The sequence below is a fragment of the Bacillus sp. C1 genome (assembly GCF_054570475.1).
Genome location: NZ_JBTMZT010000011.1, coordinates 95,032 through 119,852, shown reverse-complemented (window position 1 = coordinate 119,852; position 24,821 = coordinate 95,032). Strand labels below are relative to the sequence as shown.

Genomic DNA, 24,821 nt, shown 5'->3' with positions numbered 1-24,821 from the left:
TGTTGCACCCGTTGCTCCGGTATCTCCTGTTGCCCCTGTGTCTCCACTTAGACCGGTTGGGCCGGTTGCTCCTGTTACTCCCGTTGCACCAGTGTCTCCTGTCGCTCCCGTTGCTCCTGTGTCTCCACTTGGACCGGTTGCTCCTGTGTCTCCCGTCGCTCCGGTTGCTCCTGTTACTCCCGTTGCTCCGGTATCTCCTGTTGCACCCGTTGCTCCGGTATCTCCTGTTGCACCCGTTGCTCCGGTATCTCCTGTTGCCCCTGTGTCTCCACTTGGGCCGGTTACTCCTGTTGCACCCGTTGCTCCGGTATCTCCTGTTGCCCCTGTGTCTCCACTTAGACCGGTTGGGCCGGTTGCTCCTGTTACTCCCGTTGCACCAGTGTCTCCTGTCGCTCCCGTTGCTCCGGTTGCTCCCGTTGCTCCTGTGTCTCCACTTGGGCCGGTTACTCCTGTTGCCCCCGTTGCTCCTGTTACTCCGATTGAACCAGTGTCTCCCGTCGCTCCGGTTGGACCTGTTACCCCTGTTGCTCCTGTGTCTCCACTTGGACCTGTTGCTCCCGTTGCCCCTGTTGGACCTACAGGACCTCCCGCCGGTCCTGTAGGTCCAGATGGCCCCGTAGGTCCCGTCAATGAAGGAGCTTGTAACACACTGTCCAACTTACTCTGTAACAACATTTGTTGTTTTACCGCAGTTTGTATCGTTTTATTTACACTTTCATTCACTGCCAAAATTTCAGCTATCGTAGCAGCTGGCGATAGTCCAGCCAATGTTCCAAGGGCATATTGAATTTTTTCTGCTTCGGCATTAATAATATGCGCCAAACCTAATTCTTCTAATGCAATGGAAGCTAATAGTAAATTAATTGATTCTTCTCTTGTTAACGTAATATTCGGCGTAATATTTGGTACATTTGATTGTGACAAATTCATTCCTCCTTTTCACTTTTACAGCCCATAAAAAATGAACCTTGCAATAAAATATGAAAATGAGAAACAAGTTGACACAATTCCAGCCTGTATACATGTTGATACTCAACGATTTAGGCTATTGTAATGGTGTCCACAAATTTTTCTCAACACATTGAATAACAGTATTCTTGAATAATTCATGATGTCCTCCTTCGTACACTTAAATTAGGAGACATTGATCCCCTGCATCATACCAAGAAAGATTTTTTATTCAGGTCCCCAAACAACCTGCCAACAGGAATACCCCTAAATTTTCCGATTTCACCTTATATAACACTAACATGAATACAAAAAAAGATAAGGGCATATTAAACATAAATAATATGTCCTTACCTTCTATTTTAAATTTTTTAGATTTTATGTCTTGATAAACTTGACGTCCTCTTTGCTTCTGCGTTTACAATCGTTTCTTCAAAAGTAATTGTTAATTTTCTCTAACAGTCATTTTCTTCAATATATTTTTTTATTATTCTACTTTTCATATTTAAAAATACGTTATTTTTTCAACATACAATCAATACGCTTAAGAGCTTCTTCTGGTCCCCCACAAGCTAAGAAACTTTCGTTAATTTTTTGTATTCCTTCTTTATATTTTTGATTAGAAAGAACTTCCTTTACTACCTCTCTTAAAGACTGCGGATTTATATTGTCCTTAGATAATCTATATCCTGCTTCCAGCTCTTCTAATCTCTTTGCTACCATAGGTTGATCTTTATCGTGCGGTATAACAACTAATGGTACATGAAAGTGAATGGCTTCATTCACACTATTCATCCCGCCGTGTGTAATAAAAACGTCAGATTGGCTTAATATCTCTAATTGAGGTACATATGAAGAAATAATAATATTTTCTGGCGCTTGCTTCAGTTTCGTAAGATCTACTTTCTCTCCAGTCGCTATGACGACTTTTCCGTCAAAATCAGCAAAAGCGTCGATACAAGTATTGAAAAATTCCTCTGTTCTATCGAGAACAGTGCCCATAGAAATATAAAGAACCTTCTTTCCTTGTAATTCTTCAATTGGAAAATAGGACTTTCTTTCTGGAAAACTTGGTCCAATAAAAATGTTATCTTCGCCAAAATCGCTACTATTAGGCTGAAAATACCGACTTGTATATACAATATTTAACGTACCTGTATTACTCATAAATTGAAGCATATTTTTGGGTAGAACACCGAATTCTTCATTCATTTGATATAATCGTTTTTCCGCACTTTCATTACAATTCAAAAGAAATTGTTCAAAGAACTTTTTCGGGATCAAAAATGATGGTGAGGATGAAATACCTGGAATATTTAAATACTCTCTTACTAATTCTCCCGCACCAAACTTATCATAGAGAACGAAATCAAAATGAATCGTTTCTGCTAATTTTTTTGTGATTTTTAAAATATCTATTGAAGTTTGGATATGAATGTTTAAAAACTCTTCTATACCGGAAGGAGTTGCCGTATCGATTGATGCTTTCCTAATTAGATCAGAATGAAGGTGGACTGTTGCCCCGAAACTTTCAAGTCTGTCTTTAAACTTTTCCGTCGTAATATAGTGTACGTTATCCCCTCGTTCAGTAAATGCTTTTACCATGCCTAGCGTTGGATTAACATGCCCCTCTGCCGGGAAATTCACCATTAATATATTCAACATCAGTAATTCACTCTCCTTACATTTTCAAGTGATTGAATTGTTGTAGTGGCTACTCATTATGCACCACATCTCTCATTTTAACTATGTTTCTATCTCTTATCTTCATACGAAAGTTGAAATACTTCCTACAACTTTAGACGTATACAAATGTTGGAACACTAGAAAAATTAACTATATTTACCACTCATCTTATTAGAACATTCATGTTATTATTCATGTATCGAGCTATATGACTCGATATGTCTTCCCACACAAAGACATTATTATACTCTCTCCCTTTTGGATCTCTGTCGCTACAGGGATTCTTTTTTCTATATTGTGAGTTTTTTGTCATTTTCGTATTATATCTTCTATGTAAAATCCCCGCACACGATGCGGGGATACGAGTATCGCTTGATACGGACTTCGTTCTACCTACCATTAACGGATATTCTAATTCAGATAAACTACTCTATATTATGCGAGTTTTATTACATTAACAATAGTTCCATCTATAGTTTGAGTAACAGCGATTCCATTGGTTAATGTTAATATATTAGGCCCTGCACCGGTATTAAATACCGCTCCTGCACTTAGTGATCCAGTAGCAGGAAGAGAAGCTCCTGCATTAGAATTTGTACTTGTGCCATTTATAAGAGCTCCATTTAATTCAAAACTAAAACCTATCTGGCCATTATTACTTCCTGCTGCCGTTTGATAATCAGCATAGTAAGTTTGATTTGGAGCCAACATAATATTGGGTGACCCAGGCACATGCGTAATCGCCGTCCCATTGACAGTAACATTTGTATTAAGTGGAACATTCGCTCCTGACGCCACATTTATCGTGGCATTAGTAACAAAGCTAGCATTATTCGCCGTTAGCAGCGGGCCACTTGGACCTGTCGCTCCTGTTGCTCCACTTGGACCCGTTGCACCCGTCGCTCCACTTGGGCCGGTTGCTCCGCTTGCTCCTGTTGCTCCAGTCGCCCCACTTGGACCTGTTGCACCCGTCGCTCCACTTGGGCCGGTTGCTCCGCTTGCTCCTGTTGCACCCGTCGCTCCACTTGGGCCGGTTGCTCCTGTTGCTCCAGTCGCCCCACTTGGACCCGTTGCACCCGTCGCTCCACTTGGGCCGGTTGCTCCTGTTGGACAAGTAGCACAAACCCCAGTAGGCCCGGTTACTCCGGTTGATCCTGTGGGTCCTGTTGGGCCTCCCGCAGGTCCTGTTGGGCCAGCTGGTCCAGTAGGTCCTGTCAATGAAGAAGCTTTCAATACCTCTTTTAACTTATTTTGTAAATACATTTGCTTTTGCGTTGCAGTTTGCAACATACAATTTACACTTTCATTAATTGCCAATAGATTGCTAAGTGTTGCTGCTGGCGATAACCCCGGGAGTGTCCCTACCGCATATTGAATTTTCTCTGCTTCCGCGTTAATAATATGAGCGAGTGCTAATTCTTCTAACGCAATCGATGCAATGATTAAATCTAGTGACTCTGTTCTAGACAGCGTAATATTTGGCGTAATATTCGGCAAATTTGCTTGTGACATATTTATACCTTCCTCCTATATTAAAAAATTTAATAGAAAACAAATCTTGCTATAGAATATGACAAGCTGTTAAAAGTTGACACAATTTTTCATAGAATTTCAGCAAAATATAGCAATAGATGAAAAATGATATAAAATGCCCATACCATGTCTATTAGACAAACATATATATAATGTGACAAGTTCAAATACTTCTTTTACTCCAAGGCTTGTCTCTTGTAAAATTGTTAGATTGTTGTTAAAAGGATTACTCTATTATTCTTTATAATTCACTTATGTTGTTTCTGTAACAAGTTGATGCTGACCCATTTACAAGATGTTATTCCATAAGGTAAGTCATATAAAATTGTATTCATTGACTTGCCCTCAATCTTATTTCGAGATGTCAACTTGTAAAAAAATACTGCTTCAGACATTTTTTATACGATATTTATTAACTGCATTTATCCTCGCTTTCTATCTAAAAACTACAAATCTCATAACATACGTTTATTTCCCGTTCTAAGACGTTTTACCATCCGCGTGACCAATTGCACTAAAAAAGAAAAACAACTCGGTTTTTATAGGAATGTTTTTTATTCACCGAATACTCATGAAGATGTCTTCTATGTAAAATCCCCGCACACTATGCGGGGATACGGGTATTCCTTGATACTAACTCCGTTCTACCTACCATTAACGGATATCTAATTCAGACAAACTAATCTATATTATGCGAGTTTTATTACATTAACATTAGCTCCTTCAATCGTTACACTATGACCTGAAGTATTATTCAACGTTAAATTATTTGTACCTGCACCTGTATTAAATACGGCACCCGAACTTGCTGATACTCTAACATTATCAGGAAAATTAAAAGTTACACCATTTAAATTATACTCACTTTCTGTCCCACCAATTAAAGTTCCATTCAATTGTAATTGAAATATTGCCGTTTTTTGATCTGCATTCCCTAAATTTGTTGCAACTTCATAAAAAGCGTAATAAGTCTGGTTAGGTGCCAAGCTAATTGGTTCTGTTCCTGGTACGTGAGAAATAGCGGTTCCATTAATAACAGCATTTGTAGAAAGATTAACGGCATCACCGGCTACAACTGTTTGAATAGCTGCATTAGTGATACGAGCATTATTCGCAACTGTAAGAGGGCCGGTCGGGCCGGTTACTCCCGTTGCTCCACTTGGACCTGTCGCCCCTGTTGCTCCACTTGCTCCTGTCGCCCCTGTTGCTCCACTTGGACCCGTCGCTCCTGTTGCTCCCGTTGCTCCACTTGGACCCGTCGCTCCTGTTGCTCCCGTTGCTCCACTTGGACCCGTTGCTCCCGTTGAACCTGTTGCTCCTGTTGCTCCTGTTGCTCCGGTTGCTCCTGTTGCTCCGGTTGCTCCTGTTGCTCCGGTTGCTCCTGTTGCTCCTGTTGCTCCTGTTGCTCCTGTTGCTCCGGTTGCTCCTGTTGCTCCTGTTGCTCCTGTTGCTCCTGTTTCTCCCGTTGAACCTGTTGCTCCTGCTCCTGTCGCTCCTGTTGCTCCTGCTCCTGTCGCTCCTGTTGCTCCACTTGGACCTGTTGCTCCTGTTGCTCCACTTGGACCTGTTGCTCCTGTTGCTCCACTTGGACCTGTTGCTCCCGTTGCTCCACTTGGACCTGTTGCTCCCGTTGCTCCACTTGGACCTGTTGCTCCCGTTGGACAAGTAGCACACACACCAGTAGGTCCCGTTACTCCAGTAGCACCAGTTGAGCCTGTTGGACCTGTTGGACCTCCCGCGGGTCCTGTAGGTCCAGCTGGTCCCGTAGGTCCTGTTAATGAAGGAGCTTTCAATACCTCTTTTAACTTATTTTGTAAATACATTTGTTGTTGCGTTGCAGTTTGCAACATACTATTTACACTTTCATTAATTGCTAATAGATTGCTAAGTGTTGCTGCTGGGGATAACCCCGGAAGTGTCCCTAGAGCATATTGAATTTTCTCTGCTTCCGCATTAATAATATGCGCAAGTGCAAGCTCTTCTAACGCAATCGATGCAATGATTAAATCTAATGATTCTATTCTAGAAAGCGTAACATTAGGCGTAATATTTGGTATATTTGCTTGTGACAAGTTCATTCCTCCTTTTCATTTTTACAGTTCATCAAAAAACGGACTTCGTTATAAAATATGAAAATTAGAGACAACTTGACACAACCTTACACCTATATAACAATAAAATGTAAGAATATGTGAAATTAAAACGAAATGCCTATATCATATCAATTAGACGGGCATATATATATCATGTGACAAATTCAAATACTCCTTTCAATCCAAGGCATGTCTCTTAGAGATACGCCTTGTTTCTAAATAAGTATCCCATTCTATCCCGTCTTACATAAATTCAATTCACTTTGTATTCTTTTACAGATATTTTTTACTTCTCTTTTACAAAGACACAGTCAGCAACTACAAGGCCGCTGAAAAAGACCTATTTATAAAAGAAAGGAGTCCCTTACCTACTATACAGGCGCTGGACTCCTCTCTATTTTCAACATATTGATAAAATACACGTTCTTGTTTCAAAGCAATCATTTTTTTCAATGCCTTCAGAATATGTGGTATCTTTTTTACATACAAATTAATATTGAAAAAAATTCTGTAAATCCTGTTTATATCTAAATAAAACTTTAATCCACATACTTTTTCTTTCTTCTCATTAATTATTAGTTTAATCAATTAGACTTTAAAGATAAATTTCAATAGATAAAATATCCATTAGGTGTCCTTAATATCTACATAATAGAAAAAGATAAGGAGTGTATAAACAGATGATATTTAATCGAACAGGTCGATTCGCACTAAAATTTATAGGCAATACGTTCGGTAATGAATGTGAAGTTTCATTAGAAAAATATAGTTATATTCTTCATGCAGAGTTAATATTGTTAACAGACTTCCATTTTAAAAATGATATTGAGCTAAAAACTTATGGAAAAACACATATAATCACCTGTAAGGATGAAAAGACGCATGAACATCCGACTTTTTTCGTACGAACCATAGATGTCACTTCTCTTGTTGGTTACGCTGGTAATACTACATTTGCTATCGATTTTCCTGAACATAGCGACGATGATACATCTGGCGAACAAAAACCTATTTGGAGTTTAGCTATTATTTACGGAGATCCAATTTTTCCGGTCCGACACGTTTCCCTTTACACTGGTGACGATATACCACGCACAAGTCCAATTATCTTCTCTGAACTATTAACACCTTCAAAAGGACCAAATAACGGAATACTTTATTTATTCGGTGAAAGACGCCAAGAACTTTCTTCTGTTCCACTCGTATCATTTGGATCAAATACTGACCAATTACCAGTCCCTTATCCGCTAACTAATTTAGTGGATAAGACAGGGCATCTATCTAAGCGAATATTGAATCAAGAGATTGATATTTCAGCAACATTACAGCCCGCACAATCGGTAGCAATTCTCCATTTACCCTCTAATCCTGCTGATACAATTCATTTTTCAGCAATTGGCCTACAAATTAATGCAGTAGAACCAAAATTGAATGCTGTTCATTCAGCTGATAAGAAAAATGTTCAAGTAAATGATATTGTCACTTATACGACAACAATCACGAATACCGGGACAGCGACAGCAGAATGCCTTCAATTCCGAACAGGCTTTCCAGCTGGAACAAAATTCATCTCGGATAGCTTAACAATTAATACAATCCCGATTTCTGCCGACCCAAGTAACGGAGTTATTTTACGCAATATGCCCGTAGGAGATACATTAACAGTCGTTTATCAAGTGGCAATCACTTCTATACCTCCTACAGGCTGCATTCTACATCAACCCGTACTTGATTATAATTTCACTCCCATGAAGAACAAGTTGGCAGTTGGTAATCAGCCAAGTAATCTGAGTACAATATATGTCCATTCGTAAATAGTAACAACACGCAATATATAAGCTCATGCAGTATTAAAGTTACACTAATTGGCGGCAGAAAGAATCACTCCGTTTTTTTCAAAAAATACAATATAAAACAATTACTTCACCACAAATTTCGTCTGACTACACCCATCTTTCTGCTTCGTTACTTCAAGTACTGCCGGCATTGCATTTTTCAATTCTTGAACGTGTGAAATGACGCCGATAAATCGTCCGGATTTTTGCAGGTCTATTAATGCATCGACTGCTTTTGTTAATGACTCTTCGTCTAATGAACCGAATCCTTCATCAATAAACATCGTTTCAATCGAAATCCCGCCTTCATACGCCTGAATAACATCTGCCATTCCAAGCGCTAGACAAAGCGATGCATTAAATTTCTCACCACCGGACAATGTTTTTACGTCACGTGTTTGGCCTGTATATGAATCATATACATCTAACCCTAATCCACTTTGTCGATTTCGCTTTTCAATTCGTTCACTACGTTTTAAATAAAACTGTCCGTTTGATAGTTTTCGAAGTCTTTCGTTCGCAATTTGAACGATTTGTTCTAGATATTCAATTAAAATGTAACGTTCAAAGGAGATGCGACTTTCATTATCTCCTTTCATTACTTCATATAAATCAACAAGCTCTTGGAAAGCTTTCTCTTCTCCATGAATTTGTTCATCAATTCGTCTAATGTTTTCATGTAAATCAGAAATGTATGCGACTGCACTTTGAGAACGTTGACGTTTTTCTTTTGTAATATCGAGCTGGATTTCTAGTTCTTTCATTTGTTCTTCTAGGGCTGTAATATCCGTCCATTCTTTTCTGGCTAATTCATTTGCTAGTTCTTCAATTTGTTTCGCTAATACCTCAAGGGACGAATAGTATTTTTGAATTTGCTCTTGCAGATGATTCATTTCCATATCCGTTAATTTTGCTTCTTTGTAAGCTTGTTGATCGATAAATCCACCTTGTTCAAGCTCTGCCGTAAAGCGGAGTAAAGTTTCTTCTGTCTTTTCTTTTGCATAGCTTACTTGCTTTAACGCGCTATCATACTCAGCTTGCATACGAATATTTTCATTTTGCCAATGCTGATACGCTTCTTGTCCTTGTTTCCACTCAGCTTCCATAAAACGGAGTGTGCTAATAGCGTGATCAAACTGCTGTTTCCATGCGTCTACCGTTTGTAAACTTTCAGGAATTTTTTGTTGATCATGTTCATAAGATGTACGAAGCTCGATACACTCCATTTCAGTACGGTGCTGCATCGTTTCTGCTTCACGTTTTTGCTTCTGTAACGCTTCTAATTGTTCTTCTACCCCTTTTAGAGTTGAAGCTAATTGTTTACGTTTTTCTTCACTTGCTTTTAATGTGTTCACTTCAGCCGCTAGTTGTTTCCCTTTTTGCACCAATTCACGATACGTTTCAACTAATTCTTCTGAGCGGTAGCCGCGGTTTGCTACTTCTTCTATTGCTTGCTCATACTGTCCTCTGTAGAAATTCCATTTCTCTTCTACTTGCATGTGTAATTTCTCAGCAATTGTTTTCTTTCCACGTAATTCATTTAATTGATTTTCATCAATGGAATCTCCTCGTTCCGTTGCTTTCTTCGGATGATTCGTGCTACCACATACTGGGCATAATTCGCCATCATGAAGATGCAGAGCGAGCATTCCTGCTTGTTCATTTAACCAGCGCCGTTCCATCTCTTCATATGCTTGAACTGCCAGTTCCATCTTTTGATGTGCCGTTTCTTTGTCTTGTTCATATTTTTGTTTTTCTTGCCAAACGTCATATGCATGTTTTAATACTTTTGCGTCTTCTCGCATATTTGTTAATTCTTCAACTTTTGTTACATATTGCTCAAGTGCTACTTCTAACTGCTGTAATTCACCAGCCATTTGTTGTTTTTGAGAAATTTGTTCTTCTAACTGTTTTTCAAATTTCTGAATGCCTTCTTTCAATTTCTCACTCTGAAGTTCTATCTTTTGCAAATTCGATTTTTTCTCTGCTAATGAAGCGATAATTGGCTGTAATTCTTCTAATCTCTGTACATTTTTCTTACCTTCTTCGCGTACAGATTCCTTGCCCTTTAATTCTTCATACTTCTCATAAGCAATTTCAAACGCCTTAACCGTCTGTTCTTTCTTAACGGCTATTTGTTTCAGCAGTTGCTCTGCATTTTGTTCGCTTTTCGTCGCTTCTTCATACCATTGTTCAAATGGTAATAATCGTTTTGCTTGTTCTCCGCGTTTGAAGCGTTGTTCCTCTGTCTCTATTTGCGCACGGTTCGCTTGTAAAACGTTTTGTTGTTCTTCTTTCTGCTGTAAATCTTGAAACTTTTCATTAATCGATTTTGCTGCATGGAAATGAATTTCTACTTCTTTTAATTGTTGCGCTTGCACTGTTTGCTGCGTTTGTAATTGTTCCACTTCCGCCTCATAGTAATTTGTCTCTTGTTCAAGCACTTCCATTACTTGGTGCGTATTGACATGTTCCTGCTGCACTATTATCTCTAATAACGAACCGTCCCTAACTGGTAACTTAAAGACATTACGAAAATACAATTCTCTTTCTTTTTGCTTTTCTTGCAAAATATCTTTCCACTGCTTACGTTTTTGATCTAATAGTTCACGCATTAACTTATAACGATCTGTTTTAAAAATACGACGTAAAATCTCTTCTTTATTTTCTGTTTCAGATGTTAATAGTTTTCGAAACTCCCCTTGTGGAAGCATAACAATTTGACTAAATTGATGTTTGCTAAGTCCGATTAAATCTTCAACTTTTTTGTTCACATCTGTCACATGAAAACGATCTACACACGGAACCTTCTCATCACTTATTACTTCATATAATTCAACAGCATGTCCAGTAACTGTTTTATTTCCTTGTTTTTTATGACCAAGCTGTCTTTTTATTTCATATTGTTTTCCTTTCAATTGAAAGGTTAATTCTACACTCGTATATATATTATCATCAGCAAATTGGCTGCGCAGCATACTTGTATCACTACGTTCCTCTCCACTCGCTTCTCCATATAACACATAACAAATCGCATCAAATATCGTTGTTTTCCCGGCTCCTGTATTTCCTGAAATGGCAAAAATACGATGATCTCCAAGATCACCAAAATCGATAACTTCTCGCTGTTTATACGGACCAAACGCTGTCATAATAAGCTGAAGTGGTCTCATTCTCGTTCACCTTCCCGTTCCTGTACTGTTTGTAATACTTCTAAGAACAGACGCTCTTTTTCTTCTGATAAAGTTGAGCCCTTCATTTCTTTATAAAAAGCTCTTAAAAGAGATACATCATCCATTTTATGTCTAGAAACAGTAACGTCATTTGCTTCTGTAAATTCACGTCTTTGCACAGCCCGTTCAACGTGCATTGCATTTGGATATACAGAACGAATTTTCTCCATCGGCTGTAGTACAGGATTTTCATCTAATAATTTGACGAACACATAATCCTCACTCATTGGATGTCTTAATACATCATCTATTTTTGCTTCTACTGTTCGCATTTGACGACGGGGTGTAAATAAACGTTTTTCTATTTCTACTTGACCCGTTTCGTCTAATTCAACAATATAATATCCTTTTTTGTGCCGTTCTTCAGAAATAGAATAAGCAAGTGGTGAACCTGAATAACGAATTGTTTCATTACGTACAAAATGCGCTTGATGTAAATGACCAAGCGCCGTGTAATGAAACCTTTCAAAGTAGTGACTATTTACATATTCAGCGCCGCCGATAGAAAGTGGTCGTTCTGCATCACTCGTGTTTTCCTCTGCTTCACCTGAAGAAGTAACAAATGCATGTCCTACAAATACGTGCCTTGCTTCTTGATCCATTGTTTCTGAAAGTTCATTCATAAAAATACGCATCGCATCATCATGTGAGCGAATATCTTCATTTTTCATAATATGTCTTACAATACTTGGATCAGCATATGGAACTAAATGAAAGTGTACTTCTCCATAAGCATCCTTTAAAATAACTGGTTCATAAGGAAATTGAAATTGTCCCGCGATATGTAGTCCTTGTTTCTTCATTAAACTACTGCCAAAATGAATGCGGTCTGGACTATCATGATTCCCTGCTACCGCAATAACTGGCGTTTGTAAATCAATCACTATTTTTTGTAATACATCATTTAGTAAATCTACTGCTTCTGTTGGAGGAATTGCTCGGTCATATAAATCACCCGCAATAATTACGGCATCTGGTTTTTCTTCTTCCACCGCTTGAACGAACTGCTCTAAAACAATTCGTTGATCTTCAGTCATATATACACCATGAACAAGTTTCCCTAAATGCCAATCCGCTGTATGAAAAAACTTCATTTTTCCCTTCCTTTCTCTCTTTTAATTTACTGATTGTAATGAAATCAATTGGTAGTTAAGTATTGTTTGTCCATTTTTCCACTCTAACTTTTGAACAACTGCACTACCGACTCTTTCTTGATTAGATTTATATAAAGGTAATATTTCATCCATAGCAAATATATGATAGCCATCTAAAATGGATTGAAATACATTTTCTTCTATATGTAATCTTATTTCTTTTTCATTTGAAATAATTTTTGTGTGCATCTCAAACTTCATATAAACACAACTCCTTCTACTATTCACTGTACTTTAATAGTATAGTGACCATTCGCGATTGACAAGTGAATACATACCAGAGAATTTATTTTACTTTTTGAGTATGTATGTATTTAAATTACAATACGGTATGTGAAATTAAAAACGTTTTACAAAAATAAAAATGCCCTTTCAGGCATTCTTATTTTTGTAAATAATCTTTCATTACATAATACAATATAGTAATTAAAATAATTGCTACAAAAAACGAGAATACGGCTACAATATACCCATCTTTATTTAACACATAACACAGTGAGATAGATACTATAAAAACCGGAAATACGAGACGTACTTTATCTTTAATTTCTTCTGTCGTATCTGTACGATGAAAATACTGTGTAATTCCTACCATGAGAGAAGACAAAATAATAACCGATAATAGCAAAGGCCCTGGCATTCCGATCTCCCCTTTCCCTATTCACTATTATATACAAACTCTCACTTTGATGAATATATATAAATCCAAATTAAAAAATGAACATCAAACCATTCTTTTTAGATGGACGAGAGGATCCGGCCATGGATAGAAACGGTTAGTGCCTGTTTTAGCCCCATGCCATGTGAAAACAGAAGGAGAAAATAAGTGAAAGTCTCTGTCTGTTTTCCATAACTATAATGGATCTGTTTGAAAATCAAATTGGATTTATATAACAAAGTGAAGGTTCTATCACTATTAGGTAGTTTATATAGTATTCCCTCCGTTATCAATTTACAAGTAATACCACCTATCAAACAACCGATGTTGTACTATTCATTTTCGTTTGTTGAAATCCTGCAAATAGAACTCGTCAAAATATGCACCATTCTAAATGTATCTCGTTCATCACTTACATGCCTATTTGTTTAGACAGTTAGACATTTTCTTCCTAGCATTTCTTTATAATGCAAGACATTAAAACTGGCACACTACTTGCATTGTTAAATAATAAAGGACATTTTAGCTTTTATCGAGAAATAAGAATGAGAAGATATATAGAAGGAGGATTTACGATGACCGAAAATGTTTTATTTTCTACTCACGAAAACGGAGTTGCATCCATTACTTTAAACCGTCCAAAAGCACTTAACTCTTTATCTTATGATATGTTAAAACCAATTGGGCAAAAACTAAAAGAATGGGAAAAAGATGATCACATTGCGATTATCGTCTTAAAAGGAGCTGGAACAAAAGGATTTTGCGCAGGTGGTGATATTAAAACATTATATGAAGCACGTTCAAATGACTTGGCACTACAACATGCTGAGCAATTCTTTGAAGAAGAGTATGAGATAGATACCTATATATATCATTATCCAAAACCAATTATCGCTTGTTTAGATGGAATTGTAATGGGCGGTGGTGTCGGTCTTACAAATGGCGCTAAACATAGAATTGTCACAGAACGTACAAAATGGGCAATGCCTGAGATGAATATTGGTTTTTTCCCAGATGTCGGCGCTGCTTACTTCTTAAACAAAGCACCTGGACAAACTGGTCGTTACGTCGCGTTAACAGCATCTATTTTACAAGCTGCTGATGTATTATATATAAATGCTGCTGACCATTATATACCATCTGACACTTTGCCTACTTTTCTTGATGCCATAGAAAAAGTAAATTGGCATAATCAAAATGGACATATCACTTTAACAGAACTCATTAATAAATATGAAACAACGCCTAATATAGAAAGTGAACTTGCTTCCATACAAGAAGAAATTGATACACACTTTTCATTCCAAACTGTCGAAGATATCATCCATTCATTAGAGAATGATAGAAGTTCTTTCGCTTTAAAAACGAAAGAAACATTACTGTCAAAATCTCCATTTTCATTAAAAGTAACATTAAAACAGCTTATCGACGGAAAAGAAAAATCGATAGAAGATTGCTTCGCGACAGATCTCGTTCTCGCTAAAAATTTTATGAGACATGAAGATTTCTTTGAAGGAGTTCGTTCCGTCGTAGTCGATAAAGATCAAAACCCACAGTATAAATATAAGCAATTAACTGATGTTTCAGATGAAGATGTAAATCGATTCTTTAACCTTCTAAATGCATAATCAAAAGGCTAGATAAAAGCAACTTCCTTTCTGCTCTATCTAGCCTTTTTTATTCTATCCCTTTCTTAAAACGATGAAGGTATTATTACCTCTCTCATACTTAAACCGCCCTGTCTTCGAAACCGTTCCACTTTTTTACGATACTTATATATAAATCCATTTTTACTTTTCGACACATAACCCGCTGCTATAAAGAACAAAAAGTGAACTACACTCATTTTCTCTCTTTGTTAAGAGGGGCTGACCGCTTCTATGCATGGCTGGATGCTCTCTCCCACTTAAAAAGAATGGTTTTATGTCATTTTTTCAATTTGCATTTATATATTCTCCACATTTTATCCCTCTTTGCATAGTATCATTAAGTGCGTTTTAACATAATTAAATTTTATTTAACACAATTCTTAAATTATGTTACACTACTTTTAGATGAATTTTCAAAAAATACAAACAGAAAGGTGGAGTGATTGTGGAAAACTATTTTCTTTTTATTATTATGTCAATTTGCCTTATTATTTTACCTGGACCTGATACTGCAATGGCTACGAAAAACACCCTTACTTCAGGCAAAATGGGAGGAGTAAAAACTGTTTTCGGTACATGTATCGCACTCTTAATTCATACGTTAGCTGCTGTAATTGGTCTTTCTGCTCTTATTGTTAAATCTGCTTTTATATTTTCTATTTTTAAATATGTCGGCGCTATTTATCTCGTCTATTTAGGGATACAAGCCCTTTTATCTTTAAAAAGTAAAAATAGTCCAGACATACATGAAATCCCTATACAACACGGAGATAAAAATAGTTCTTGCTTTCGCCAAGGATTTCTTACTAACCTTTTAAACCCTAAAATTGCTGTATTCTTTTTAACTTTTTTACCGCAATTTTTAAATCCTAACCATAATACTCTTGTTCAATTTCTAATTATGGGTCTTACTTATCTCGTTTTAACTGTGATATGGTTTGCCTTTTATATCTTCTTAATTGATAAAATTAGTATTTTTATGAAAAAACCTACTACACAAAGATACGTCCAAGGAATTACTGGCATCGTTTTAATTGGATTTGGTATCAAATTAGCTTTCGAAAAGAATAGTTAAAGATGAAAAATACACCACTCCCTAAAAGGTGGTGTATTTTTGTACATGTAACAAGTTACATGTATATCTTGTTCATCCATTAAAACCAGCGCTCTGTCACAACTTTTTTACGTGTGTAAAATTGAACACCATCTGTTCCGTTTGTTCCAAGATCACCATAGAAAGAAGCTTTATTTCCTGCGAATGCGAAAAATGCCATCGGTGCTGGAACGTTAACGTTTACACCAATCATTCCTGCATCAATATGATCACGGAATGTTTGTGCATGTTTCCCACTTGATGTATAAATAACAGCCCCATTTGCAAATTTTGATTGGTTTGTCAGTTTAATTCCTTCTTCTAAATCTTTTACTCTTACAATACTTAATACGGGAGCGAAAATTTCATCTTGCCAAATTTTCATCTCTTGGTTTACTCCATCAAAGATTGTTGCTCCAACGAAATACCCTTCATGGATTTCTTCATTTATGTTACGGCCATCTACTAATAAAGTAGCTCCATCTGCTACCCCGCTATTAATATAGCCTAGTACACGCTCTTTATGAGATTCACGAATCAATGGTCCTACATAATTCTCTTCGTGGAAACCATCACCTACTTTTAATTTACGTGTTTCCGCTACTAGTACATCAATAAATTCATCAGCAATTTCATCCACAACCGCTACAACAGAGCATGCCATGCAGCGCTCTCCACTGCTCGCAAACGCTGATCCAATCACACCTTGCACTGTCTTTTCAAGGTTACAATCTGGCATAACAATCGCATGGTTTTTCGCGCCCGCAAGTGCTTGTACTCGTTTTCCATATTTTGTTCCCGTTTCATATACATAGCGTGCAACTGGTTCAGATCCGACAAATGAAACAGCTTGAATATCTTTATTTTCTAGAATGCTATTTACAACATCTTTTCCGCCTTGCACTAAGTTTAAAACCCCTTTAGGGAAACCTGCTTCATAGAATAATTCTACAAGTCGTTCTGCTAATAACGGCGTTCTTTCAGATGTTTTTAATACGAATGTATTACCACAAGCGATCGCTAATGGGAACATCCATAGTGGAATCATCATCGGGAAGTTAAATGGCGTAATACCAGCAACAACCCCAATTGGGTAACGCCAAATTGAACCATCGATTCCTCCCGCGATATTTGGAAGTGCTTGCCCCATCATTAAGTTTGGTGTTGATGTTGCTAGTTCTACAGCTTCAATCCCGCGCTGCACTTCACCAGTTGCATCTTTTAATGTTTTACCATTTTCTAATGTAATAATTTTTGCAAGCTCGTCTTTGTTTTCTTGTAAAAGTTGTAAATATTTATATAGTTGTCTTGAGCGATTTGGGACTGGTACTTTAGACCATGTTTCATAAGCTACTTTTGCAGCTTCCACAGCACGATCCACATCCTCTTTTGGAGAAAGCGGAACATAAGCAATGATTTTTCCAGTCGCAGGATTCGGGACAGCTTCCACTTCCGTACCCGTAGATTCTACCCATTCACCGTTAATATGATTTTTCACGCGTTTAATTTCTGTTGTAATCATTGTATTCGCTCCTTTTTATTTTTATATTTTCTAGTATTCATTATTATTTATGGCTAGAGACTACTTGTTCACTTACCTTTTGATATAAAGCAGCCATATCTTTTTCACCATATCCCGCTTTACCAGCTTCATCATACAAATTCAAAAGCATTTCACTCACCGGTAAGTGCAGTTCACTTTCTTTCGCTAAATCAACTGCAAACCCTAAGTCTTTCTTTAATAGATTTACAGTAAATCCTGGCTCATAGTTTTCTGGCGCAATAAAGCTTTTATAATTGCGCTCATAAATTCTACTTTGTCCATAACTCACATTTAAAATATCAAACATTTTATCTAAATCCATATTGTTTTTCTTCGCTAATGTCAGAGCTTCACTAACACCCACTGTATAAAAACCAATTAATAAATTATTAATCAATTTTACAGTCGTACCACTATCAATTTGCTCACTCACATGAAAAACATTTGCTCCCAATACTTCCATCACTGGTAAACCTTGTTCATATACTTCTTTTGGTCCACCAACCATGAAAGTTAATGTACGATTTTCCGCTCCAATCACTCCACCACTAACTGGCGCAGCTAAGAAATCTACTTTTTTATCTTTCGCAGCATCCGCTAATCTTTTATTTAGTTGCGGAGCTACTGTGCTTGTATCAATTAAAACAACTTTCGAATGACTATTCTCAATTAAACCATCTTCTCCAAAATAAACAGCTTCAACAGCTCTTGGAGATGGTAAACTTGTAAAAATCAAATCACATGTTTCTGCCAAATTGGCAATCGATAGACCGATGATTCCTCCTTCTTTCTCAAAAGAAGCTTCAGCATCTTTATTTAAATCGACACCGTATACTGCGTAATTTGATTTAACTAAATTTTTAGACATTGGAAGACCCATATTACCTAAACCGATAAAACCAATCTTTTTCATATTATTATCCTCCTATTTAAACAATATATTTCCCGCGGTTTATAATCGCCTTTGCGATTTCTCTCTTTTTCGTAAACAAGTTTGTATAAAGAGGTACTGACAGTTGACGAATTTCATCTAGAATAGCGTTTCTTTTTTGTTCTTCTTGTACCGCTGCGGAAAGAAGAACAATTGCCGCTGCTTCTACTTTTCGATACCCTTCTTCACAAAGCACATCCGTTATAAACTGTTTTGTACGTTCTTTTTCTTCACCATTTTTACTTACCGCTTTCTTCGTACGTAAAAATGCTGATTCCATTACATACACATCTTTCAACATGTCTGCTAACACGCGTGAATATTCTTGTTCTTGTTCGATTTTTAATTTAGGAGTTTGAGAGAGCGTTTTCAAAGATTGCTTCAATAATTGTTTCGATAATAAAATATAACGATGATTTCGTTCTACATTTTCAAATGTGTCTTCCTCTACTTGATCCCCTAGTTGCTTCGTTTGTTTCATTAACATTTTCGCAACTGTTAAACGGTTAATTTCATTCGTTCCTTCAAATATACGGCTAATTCTAGCATCACGATATAATCGTTCTACCTCATATTCTTGCATATAACCATAACCACCATGAATTTGTACCGCTTCATCCGCAATATTCCCAAGTGTTTCTGAAGCATTCACTTTGTTGATCGCACACTCCATCGCAAATTGAGACATTTTCTGCATAATACTTTCTTCACTTTCATGAATTGCTTCATCAATTACACCTGCTGTTCGATAAGCCGCGCTCTCTGCGCCGTATGTAGCGACAATCATATTTGCAATTTTCTCTTGAATCATCGTGAAATCAACTAATTCTGTTTGAAACTGTTTTCGTTCTTTTCCGTATTGAACAGATAGACCAATTGCTTGCTTTGCTGTTCCAATATTTCCGAAAGCAAGTTTCAGTCTCGCAAAATTGAGAATATTAAGAGCTACATGATGTCCCTTTCCTACTTCCCCTAACACATTTTCAGCAGGAATGACGACATCCTCTAAAATCAGTGTCGCAGTTGAAGAACCTTTAATACCCATTTTCTTTTCTTCTAGGCCAATTGAAACACCTTCACATGTTCTTTCGACAATAAATGCTGTCATTCCTTTATTTGTTTTTGCAAAAGCAACATATACATCAGCCATGTGAGCATTTGTAATCCACTGTTTTTCACCATTTAATGTCCAAGCTGTTCCTTCTTCATTTAAGACGGCACTTGTTTTTGCACTTAATGCATCAGATCCGGCATTAGGTTCTGTTAAAGCGTACGCTCCAATCCATGCGCCTGATGCAATTTTAGGCAAGTACTTTTCCTTCTGCTCTTTTGTTCCGTAATATATGTATGGTAGCGTCCCTACTCCAGCGTGAATATTAAAGGAAACGCTAAACGCTCCTGCATATCCCATCTTTTCCGCCACAAGTCCAGAAACGGCTTTTCCTAATTCAAATCCACCATACTCTTCTGGAACTTCTATACTTAACAATCCAAGTTCACCAGCTTTTTCAAACAAACGGCGAGAAACTTTATAATTGTGCTGTTCAATATTTTCAATTTCAGGAACAATTTCTTGTTTCACAAATTGTTCTGTTGTTTTTGCAATTAAATCTTCATCACCTGAAAAATCCTCAGGCGTAAAAAAGGTTGTATGAAGCTCCTGATTCAGCGAAAAAAATTCGTCCCATTGCAACTTTGTTTTCTCCATCTGTATCCCCCTATCATTTCGGTCTTCATTTTATTTATATGCAAAATCTATGCCCATCTAAACACTTGATAGCGCGAATAGTCTTTCTAACACATTGATTAATTCCCTGACATTCCCCGGCCAATTGTAATGAAACATATGGCGTAATACTTCTTTATCAATTGTTTTTTCTTTCGTACCATACATTTCCCATAATTTTTGTAAATGTTCTTCGACAATGAGTGGTATATCTTGTTTTCGAAAACGAAGCGGTGGAATATGAATTGGGATAACATGAAGGCGATGACTCTCCACATCAAGCAGTTAGTTTTGCCAAAGATGTCTCATCATCGCCTTTTTCCTTTGTTTTATTGATCTTCAGATAAAACTGTTTTTGCAATTCCGTTATCTAATTCTTCAAAGTCATGATACGAAATTGTTTCATATAATTCACTTCTCGTTTGCATATTAGATAGTCCTTCTTTTTGTGAGCCTGTTTCTTTAATAAGTGTAAATACACGCTCATACGCTTTTGCTGCAACGCGAAGTGATGTAACCGGATAAATCACCATTTGGAAGCCCATATTTGCAAATTCTTCTGCACTGTAATATGGTGTTTTCCCGAATTCAGTCATATTTGCAAGTAGTGGAACATTTACTTTACTGTTAAATAAACGGAATTCTTCTTCAGATTGAAGCGCTTCCGGGAAGACAGCATCAGCACCTGCTTCTACGTAAGCAATTGCTCTTTCAATCGCTGCATCGAGCCCTTCTACAGCCCGAGCATCTGTACGTGCTACAACAACAAGTGTTGGTGCTACTTCTTTAATCGCTTTAATCTTTTGTACTAATTCTTCAGTGGAAACAAGTTTTTTCCCATTTAAATGTCCACATTTCTTCGGTAATTGTTGATCTTCAATTTGAACTGCGGCTACATTTGCTTCTGCCATTTCTACAGCAGTTCTCGCTACGTTTAATACGCCGCCAAATCCAGTATCAATATCAACAAGAAGAGGTAAATCTGTTGCTCTAACAAGATCTCTCGCTCTCTCAGCTACTTCAGTAGACGTTACAATTCCTAAATCCGGCAACCCTTTGCTTGCTGTATATGCAGCTCCTGATAAATAAAGAGCTGAAAATCCAGTATTTTTTGCAACAAGAGCAGCCATTGCATCATGGGCGCCAGGGATTTGTAAAATTTCAGGTGCTTCTACTAAAGCGCGGAATCGATTGGCAAGCTCTTCTTGTGTTGACTGTTTATTCACAACCCAAGCCATACTTATTCCCCCTATTTTATATTAAGAAAAGATCTACAAATTCATTTACATTCATCTTCTCTAGTTTTTCTTCATTTAGACACACTTCATGAATGTTTTCTTGTTGTTTATTAGAATAATGAACAGCCATATTCGCGGAGAATTTTTGAACAACCTTTGGAATTGCCTCATCTCTACGGAAGCGGTGACCTAATGGATATTCACACTCTACGTTTTCTGTTACTGTGCCATCTTTAAAATGAACTTGAACAGCGTTGGCGATTGAGCGCTTGTTCGGATCAAGATAATCTAAACTGTATTGTTTATTTTCAACAACAACCATCTTATTCCGTAATTCATCTACACGAGGATCCAAAGCTACTTCATCTTCATAATCATCCGCAACAATATCACCTTTTAACAAGCCAATTGCAGTAATATATTGCAGACAGTGATCGCGATCAGCTGGATTATTTAATGGGCCTTCTTTATCAATAATACGAACAGCTGATTCATGCGTCGTAATTGTAATACGGTCAATCTCATCTAATCGCTCTTTCACTTCTGGATGTAATTTCACCGCACATTCTGCTGCTGTTTGTGCGTGGAATTCTGCTGGATAAGATACTTTAAATAATACATTTTCCATTACATAAGAATCTAAAGGTCTCGCTAATTTTAGTTCTTGTTTATTAAACAATACATCTTGGAATCCCCATCCTGGTGCAGATAACGCTGTTGGATAACCCATCTCACCTTTTAGTGCTGTAAGTGCAAGATGAACACCACGGCTCGTTGCATCTCCAGCTGCCCATGACTTACGTGAGCCTGTATTTGGAGCATGACGATATGTACGAAGACTAGAATTATCAATCCAAGCATGAGATAATGCGTTAAAGATTTCTTCACGCGTACCACCAAGCATTTTTGTAACCACTGCCGTTGTCGCAACTTTTACATATAACACATGATCAAGACCAACGCGGTTTAAACTATTTTCTAATGCAAGTACACCTTGAATTTCATGTGCTTTAATCATCATTTCAAGCACATCTCTTACTTTTAACGGCTCTTTCCCTTCTGAAATACGAACGCGGCTAATGTAATCTGCAACAGCTAAAATCCCACCTAAATTATCAGATGGATGTCCCCATTCTGCCGCAAGCCATGTGTCATTATAATCTAGCCAACGAATCATACATCCGATATTAAATGCACCTTTTACTGGATCAAGTACAAATGATGTTCCTGGTACACGTGTACCATTTGGCACGATAGTCCCTGGTACGACTGGTCCTAGTAATTTCGTACACTCTGGATATTGAAGTGCTAAAATTCCGCATCCAAGCGTATCAAGTAATACATAGCGAGCTGTGCTGAATGCTTCTGGACTTGTCACCTCTTTATTTAATACATAATCCGTAATCTCTTCTAAAATTGCATCTTTTTGTTTAATTTCATTTGTTTTAATCACGCTATCCTTCCCTTTCTGTCGAAAATTCGTTATTATTAAGAATGGGTGTCGGTCAAACACCCACCTGGCGGGCGGCTCTAACAACTCCCCAGTTGTTTTTATTTGCTAAGCACATGTCGCTCGCCGATATAGTTTACACGCGGACGGAACAATCGATTGTTTGTATGTTGCTCAATCACATGCGCACATAAGCCCACCGTTCTTGAACTGAAAAAGATTGGTGTATATAGTTGAATTGGAATACCTAACATCCAATAAACTGGAGCTGCATAATAATCTAAGTTCGGATAAATGCCTTTTTCCTTCTCCATAATCTTTTCTCCAGCTTCACACATTTCATATAATGAATAATCACCTTTTACATCACATAACTGTTTTAATGCTTCTTTCATCATAAGTGCCCTTGGATCCATCTTCTTCATGTAGACACGATGTCCAAAGCCCATGATTTTTTCTTTGTTATATAATTTCTTTTGCAGTAACTCTTCAAATTTCTCAACATTCCCTGCTTCTAACAGCATGTACATAACCGCTTCATTTGCACCGCCATGTAAACTTCCTTTTAAAGAGGCAACTGCACCCGTTAAAGCACCGTATAAATCCGATTGTGTAGATGCGATAACACGAGCTGTAAATGTAGAGTTCGGCATTTCATGCTCACTATATAAAACTAGGGAGCGATCAAAGATTTTCTCTTCAAGTTCTGTTGGTTTTTTACCAGTTAACATGTAGAAGAAATTCGCACTATATGATAATTCTTGAAGCGGCTCGATCGGCTCTTCATTATTTAAAATATGATAACTGTTCGCAACAATATTAGGTACCTTGCTTAACAGTTTATAACCGCGATCTTTATTTACTTCTAACGAACGATTTTCAATATCATTATCGTAACCAGCTAGTGCAGATACGCCTGTACGTAGCCCGTCCATCGGATGCGTTTCTTTTGGCAATGCTTTTAAGACATTGAATACACCTTCTGGCACTTCATATTCTTCCTTCAATTTCTTTTCAAGTGCCTTCTTTTCATCTTCATTTGGTAGATGTTCTTCTAGTAAAAGGTGCACAATGTCTAAATAACCTTTTGTCTTTGATAGCTCAATTAAGTCATATCCTTGAATAACAATTTCACCTTTTACTGTGTCAAGAAACGAAATTTTCGTCTCCGCTGCGACTACACCATCTAATCCCGGGGAAAATTTTTCTTCAGCTTTCATTATCATTTCCTCCAATCCTAATAGGTCTTCGTGCACTTAACTGTAAGCCTTTACAACATTGTGAAACTACATTTCTATTTCAATGTATCAGAGTTTTTAGAAGATTTCAATTTATTTTATAATGATCAGTTTCCTATACTTTTCCCACTGTAACAAAACTATTTTTGAAGAATAACATCTAAATTTTTATTAAAAAACACCCTCACTCTTCTGATTCTGTTGCACCGAAATATATTAATTTCAAACAAAATTTCATATAAATCTTATAAAACAAATACTTTACTTCTATATATCTAGGTCTCTTTTTCAAAATACAAAAAAGTGAGTTGTACATATATCCAACTCACTTACACAAATTTTATATACTACTATTCACACAATACAATTTTTGTATAAAATATTTTCATTTTTAATAAAGTTATTATTTTACATAATTAAATTCAATTTCAACCACTTCCGTATACTAACTTACAGCTACATTGTAATCTTGAAACTATTACATACCGTTTGAATCGCTCCAAAATTGTGTATTCCTTTGTCCCCAGTACCATTACAACAAATATAAGAATAGATTATACTGCATTTTAGGAGTAATTCTTCTATGTATCTATTTTCTTCAAGACTTACAGTTACAACTCCTATATCTCCATCTAATACCTTCTATCCATACAACACCTTAGCATTACCATCTTTGTTTTGATCATACTTATCCAGTCACTTTCCTATATGACGCGCTGCAATTCCCTCATTATTCCCCAGCTATTTATTTCTACAATTTTTATGGCACCCCTCATATTCAAGAGCATGTAAAAACCCTGAAGTTACCGATTC

The 24,821-nt window shown here is 37.0% G+C and carries 17 protein-coding genes and 1 pseudogene; 3 read left to right on the top strand and 15 right to left on the bottom strand.

Annotated elements, in window-relative coordinates; genetic code table 11:
* The 4 genes from ACX5JI_RS21920 to ACX5JI_RS21905 all read right to left on the bottom strand — a co-directional run.
* A partial coding sequence (locus tag ACX5JI_RS21920) for an alpha-helical endospore appendage domain-containing protein (protein WP_459503133.1) occupies positions 1-924 on the bottom strand: 924 nt, incomplete at its 3' end.
* Between the two features lie 540 nt (positions 925-1,464).
* On the bottom strand, positions 1,465-2,613 hold the full coding sequence (locus ACX5JI_RS21915; protein WP_459503132.1) for a macrolide family glycosyltransferase: 1,149 nt from the start codon (positions 2,611-2,613) through the stop codon (positions 1,465-1,467).
* Positions 2,614-3,069: 456 nt separating this feature from the next.
* On the bottom strand, positions 3,070-4,146 hold the full coding sequence (locus tag ACX5JI_RS21910; RefSeq protein WP_459503131.1) for an alpha-helical endospore appendage domain-containing protein: 1,077 nt from the start codon (positions 4,144-4,146) through the stop codon (positions 3,070-3,072).
* A 710-nt stretch (positions 4,147-4,856) separates the two neighbouring features.
* On the bottom strand, positions 4,857-6,239 hold the full coding sequence (locus ACX5JI_RS21905; protein WP_459503130.1) for an alpha-helical endospore appendage domain-containing protein: 1,383 nt from the start codon (positions 6,237-6,239) through the stop codon (positions 4,857-4,859).
* A 701-nt stretch (positions 6,240-6,940) separates the two neighbouring features.
* Between ACX5JI_RS21905 and ACX5JI_RS21900 the strand changes: the two genes are divergently transcribed.
* Entirely contained in the window at positions 6,941-8,074 is a 1,134-nt protein-coding gene (locus ACX5JI_RS21900) for a DUF11 domain-containing protein (protein ID WP_459503129.1), read from the top strand.
* A 104-nt stretch (positions 8,075-8,178) separates the two neighbouring features.
* Here the strand turns inward: ACX5JI_RS21900 and ACX5JI_RS21895 are convergent, their stop codons facing one another.
* The 4 genes from ACX5JI_RS21895 to ACX5JI_RS21880 form a co-directional block, all read right to left on the bottom strand.
* Entirely contained in the window at positions 8,179-11,268 is a 3,090-nt protein-coding gene (locus ACX5JI_RS21895) for an AAA family ATPase (protein ID WP_459503128.1), read from the bottom strand.
* On the bottom strand, positions 11,265-12,422 hold the full coding sequence (locus ACX5JI_RS21890) for an exonuclease SbcCD subunit D (RefSeq protein ID WP_459503127.1): 1,158 nt from the start codon (positions 12,420-12,422) through the stop codon (positions 11,265-11,267). The genes ACX5JI_RS21895 and ACX5JI_RS21890 overlap by 4 nt, the downstream gene beginning before the upstream one ends.
* Before the next feature lie 21 nt (positions 12,423-12,443).
* Positions 12,444-12,683 (bottom strand): DUF2584 family protein, encoded by a 240-nt coding sequence (locus ACX5JI_RS21885; protein WP_459503126.1) that lies wholly within the window; start codon positions 12,681-12,683, stop codon positions 12,444-12,446.
* Between the two features lie 181 nt (positions 12,684-12,864).
* Positions 12,865-13,122 (bottom strand): hypothetical protein, encoded by a 258-nt coding sequence (locus tag ACX5JI_RS21880; RefSeq protein WP_459503125.1) that lies wholly within the window; start codon positions 13,120-13,122, stop codon positions 12,865-12,867.
* A 593-nt stretch (positions 13,123-13,715) separates the two neighbouring features.
* Between ACX5JI_RS21880 and ACX5JI_RS21875 the strand changes: the two genes are divergently transcribed.
* A complete protein-coding gene (locus ACX5JI_RS21875) occupies positions 13,716-14,768 on the top strand; it encodes an enoyl-CoA hydratase/isomerase family protein (RefSeq protein WP_459503124.1) in 1,053 nt (350 codons plus the stop codon).
* 466 nt (positions 14,769-15,234) lie between these two features.
* Entirely contained in the window at positions 15,235-15,864 is a 630-nt protein-coding gene (locus tag ACX5JI_RS21870) for a LysE family translocator (RefSeq protein WP_459503123.1), read from the top strand.
* A 79-nt stretch (positions 15,865-15,943) separates the two neighbouring features.
* Here the strand turns inward: ACX5JI_RS21870 and ACX5JI_RS21865 are convergent, their stop codons facing one another.
* The 7 genes and pseudogenes from ACX5JI_RS21865 to mmgD form a co-directional block, all read right to left on the bottom strand.
* The gene (locus ACX5JI_RS21865) at positions 15,944-17,404 is read right to left on the bottom strand and encodes a CoA-acylating methylmalonate-semialdehyde dehydrogenase (protein WP_459503122.1); all 1,461 of its coding nucleotides are present in this window, start codon (positions 17,402-17,404) and stop codon (positions 15,944-15,946) included.
* Between the two features lie 43 nt (positions 17,405-17,447).
* Positions 17,448-18,338, bottom strand: coding sequence for an NAD(P)-dependent oxidoreductase (locus ACX5JI_RS21860; RefSeq protein ID WP_459503121.1), 891 nt, complete (start codon positions 18,336-18,338; stop codon positions 17,448-17,450).
* A gap of 16 nt (positions 18,339-18,354) precedes the next feature.
* A complete protein-coding gene (locus ACX5JI_RS21855; protein ID WP_459503120.1) occupies positions 18,355-20,064 on the bottom strand; it encodes an acyl-CoA dehydrogenase FadE in 1,710 nt (569 codons plus the stop codon).
* A 66-nt stretch (positions 20,065-20,130) separates the two neighbouring features.
* A pseudogene (locus ACX5JI_RS21850) lies at positions 20,131-20,349 on the bottom strand (AAA-type ATPase lid domain-containing protein); the annotation flags it as partial.
* A gap of 62 nt (positions 20,350-20,411) precedes the next feature.
* On the bottom strand, positions 20,412-21,320 hold the full coding sequence (gene prpB / locus ACX5JI_RS21845) for a methylisocitrate lyase (protein ID WP_459503119.1): 909 nt from the start codon (positions 21,318-21,320) through the stop codon (positions 20,412-20,414).
* A gap of 16 nt (positions 21,321-21,336) precedes the next feature.
* The gene (gene prpD, locus ACX5JI_RS21840; RefSeq protein WP_459503118.1) at positions 21,337-22,773 is read right to left on the bottom strand and encodes a 2-methylcitrate dehydratase; all 1,437 of its coding nucleotides are present in this window, start codon (positions 22,771-22,773) and stop codon (positions 21,337-21,339) included.
* Positions 22,774-22,871: 98 nt separating this feature from the next.
* On the bottom strand, positions 22,872-23,990 hold the full coding sequence (gene mmgD / locus ACX5JI_RS21835) for a citrate synthase (protein WP_459503117.1): 1,119 nt from the start codon (positions 23,988-23,990) through the stop codon (positions 22,872-22,874).
* Positions 23,991-24,821: the final 831 nt, after the last annotated feature.

Bases quoted from the DNA above. Each gene is read 5' to 3' on its own strand.
- ACX5JI_RS21885 (WP_459503126.1), bottom strand. From the start codon at position 12,683: ATGAAGTTTGAGATGCACACAAAAATTATTTCAAATGAAAAAGAAATA.
- ACX5JI_RS21890 (WP_459503127.1), bottom strand. From the start codon at position 12,422: ATGAAGTTTTTTCATACAGCGGATTGGCATTTAGGGAAACTTGTTCAT.
- ACX5JI_RS21855 (WP_459503120.1), bottom strand. From the start codon at position 20,064: ATGGAGAAAACAAAGTTGCAATGGGACGAATTTTTTTCGCTGAATCAG.
- ACX5JI_RS21900 (WP_459503129.1), top strand. From the start codon at position 6,941: ATGATATTTAATCGAACAGGTCGATTCGCACTAAAATTTATAGGCAAT.
- ACX5JI_RS21880 (WP_459503125.1), bottom strand. From the start codon at position 13,122: ATGCCAGGGCCTTTGCTATTATCGGTTATTATTTTGTCTTCTCTCATG.
- ACX5JI_RS21910 (WP_459503131.1), bottom strand. From the start codon at position 4,146: ATGTCACAAGCAAATTTGCCGAATATTACGCCAAATATTACGCTGTCT.
- ACX5JI_RS21865 (WP_459503122.1), bottom strand. From the start codon at position 17,404: ATGATTACAACAGAAATTAAACGCGTGAAAAATCATATTAACGGTGAA.
- ACX5JI_RS21915 (WP_459503132.1), bottom strand. From the start codon at position 2,613: ATGTTGAATATATTAATGGTGAATTTCCCGGCAGAGGGGCATGTTAAT.
- mmgD (WP_459503117.1), bottom strand. From the start codon at position 23,990: ATGAAAGCTGAAGAAAAATTTTCCCCGGGATTAGATGGTGTAGTCGCA.
- ACX5JI_RS21860 (WP_459503121.1), bottom strand. From the start codon at position 18,338: ATGAAAAAGATTGGTTTTATCGGTTTAGGTAATATGGGTCTTCCAATG.
- ACX5JI_RS21875 (WP_459503124.1), top strand. From the start codon at position 13,716: ATGACCGAAAATGTTTTATTTTCTACTCACGAAAACGGAGTTGCATCC.
- ACX5JI_RS21895 (WP_459503128.1), bottom strand. From the start codon at position 11,268: ATGAGACCACTTCAGCTTATTATGACAGCGTTTGGTCCGTATAAACAG.
- prpB (WP_459503119.1), bottom strand. From the start codon at position 21,320: ATGGCTTGGGTTGTGAATAAACAGTCAACACAAGAAGAGCTTGCCAAT.